3 protein-coding genes are annotated in these 2,026 nt (G+C 42.8%); all 3 read right to left on the bottom strand.

Annotation, left to right across the window (positions count from 1 at the left end):
* Positions 1-168: 168 nt before the first annotated feature.
* Entirely contained in the window at positions 169-978 is an 810-nt protein-coding gene (locus IQ242_RS23430; protein WP_193961606.1) for a squalene/phytoene synthase family protein, read from the bottom strand.
* A 269-nt stretch (positions 979-1,247) separates the two neighbouring features.
* A complete protein-coding gene (locus tag IQ242_RS23425; RefSeq protein ID WP_002757610.1) occupies positions 1,248-1,472 on the bottom strand; it encodes a hypothetical protein in 225 nt (74 codons plus the stop codon).
* 126 nt (positions 1,473-1,598) lie between these two features.
* Entirely contained in the window at positions 1,599-1,727 is a 129-nt protein-coding gene (locus IQ242_RS26845; RefSeq protein ID WP_255520710.1) for a hypothetical protein, read from the bottom strand.
* Positions 1,728-2,026: the final 299 nt, after the last annotated feature.

Below are 2,026 nucleotides of genomic sequence, written 5' to 3'. Positions count from 1 at the left end.
GGGTTTTACCGATTTTCAGGTGGTCAACTACCTAATTTTCAGGGAAAAAGTCCAGGGATTTTCCCCCTGATCACTCCCAGTCCGGTACTTTTTGATTGACAAAAAGTCTAAAAGTCTTACCCAACAAGGTTTTTAGATTTATTCAGCCAACCCTAATTGTGATTTCCTCTATCGGGTAATTTGTTGTACCAAAGCGATGACATCGCTGCGGCTGAGTTTTTCCTTACCTAACGCTAGGACTTCGAGAGTGCCATGGGCTAAAGCGAGGGGAATCTTACAAAAATCAAGGGCCGGCCCTTTCGGGAGCGATTGAGTGTAATAATCGGCTAATTTCAGATTACGACGGGCATAATTATGAATATCACTAATTGTCCAACCACGGGGTAGAAAACTTACCCCCCGACGCAGATCTTCCCCCTGGTTGCGGGCAATATTAACCGCTTGTAAACCACGACCAAAACCGATGGCATAACTGCGATTAGTTTCGGTGCCATCGTACCAATTCCAGAGGTCAGACAGCAATAAACCCACGGCACCGGCCACACTAAAGGTATATTGATCTAATTCTATTTCTGTGCGAATATCCCAGTTATTCCCAGCCCAGTAGGCCATGCGATCGGCCATGGCCGCCGTGGCATCCCAAACCCGCGGGGCGATCGAATCCGGTGCTAACAGGGCCCATTCGCCAATTCTCAGGGTTACTTCCGGCAAAATCTCCCGATGGACTAAGCCAAAAGCAAAGTCCTCTTTGGTAGAATTTTCAGTACCTGCTTGTAAATTCAGGCTAATTTGTCTTAATATCTGGGCTTTACTGAAGTTATCTAGGTCGGGATGGTCTTCTACTTCATCGATCGCCCTCATACAGAGATAAGCTGAGGCTACTGCCTCGAGCAGACGATCTGGTAAACGACTTATGGGAATATAAAAAGTTCGACTCGTTTCTTGCAGAATCGTTAAAGCATTATCGCGCAAATTCATTCAGTCCTCTCCTCACGCCAACTTAGGTAACTACGAGTTAAACCAATCAGACAGATCGGTTTAGGTTATTCCGATGTTCCTAAGACAAAGTTGCTGTCTATTGTAGTATTATTATCCAAAATTTCGAGATTATTCTCGAAAAAATCAACCTCTAGGGTATTCTTGACAATTTTTCTTTCTGGGATAGCTGAGGGACAATTACGGCAATTTTTCGAGATTACAGGCTTAAAAAACCGATTTTACCCTTTTTTAAGCAGTATTTTTTGGCTTCATGGCAGGGATTGAAAGGAGATCACTTGTAAAACTGGCCCGATCATGGCCAGAGTCATCACATCTGAGCGAATTTGACCTATAACTGTCACTTTTGCCTTTTTTTGGGTTAATTCGGCGGGAGGGTCTATTAATTCGTAGGTTTGACCGTTATCGGCAATTAATGCCCAAGTTCCCGTGCCTATTTCGATTCTTTTTACCTGACCCGTTACACTAATACTCATGCTTTAATTTCGCTGCTCGATGCGATCGCAATTGTTGCCCCTGTCACAAGCATTCTATCGATATCTTTCCTCGGTATTGATTGTCAATTTTGCTGGACTTTAACCCCATAAATCAGTTTTTTTTATCTAAAAAGCGATCGCCCCTTCCGCCGCCACCGCTAAGAGGGAGGCCACAGCCGCTAAAATTATTATTTCTCGATCGGATTGTCTCATGGCTATCTGAGTATAAATTACTAATCCTAGTCTATACCACATCTAACCTAGAGTTAAATTGATCTAAATTATTTTATCCATAGATAAAAAGCTATAAAAGTTATCATTGCTCGGCAAAAACGGCGAAATCTATGTCCAGATTGCCCTGTATTATTTGTTCAGGAAGCCCTAATTAAGGCTTCCTGAATAAATCTAAAAACCTTGTTGGATAATATCTTTAAGCTTGTTTGAAATCAAAAACTGCCAGCCCTTGGAGTGATCGGGGGTAAAATTCAGGTGCTTTTTCCCTGAAAATTAGGTAATTGACCCCCTCAAAATCGGTAAAACCCCACACCCTACCC

The organism is Microcystis sp. LEGE 08355 (genome assembly GCF_015207185.1).
Classification (GTDB): domain Bacteria; phylum Cyanobacteriota; class Cyanobacteriia; order Cyanobacteriales; family Microcystaceae; genus Microcystis; species Microcystis panniformis.
This window is presented reverse-complemented; position numbering and strand designations above follow the sequence as displayed.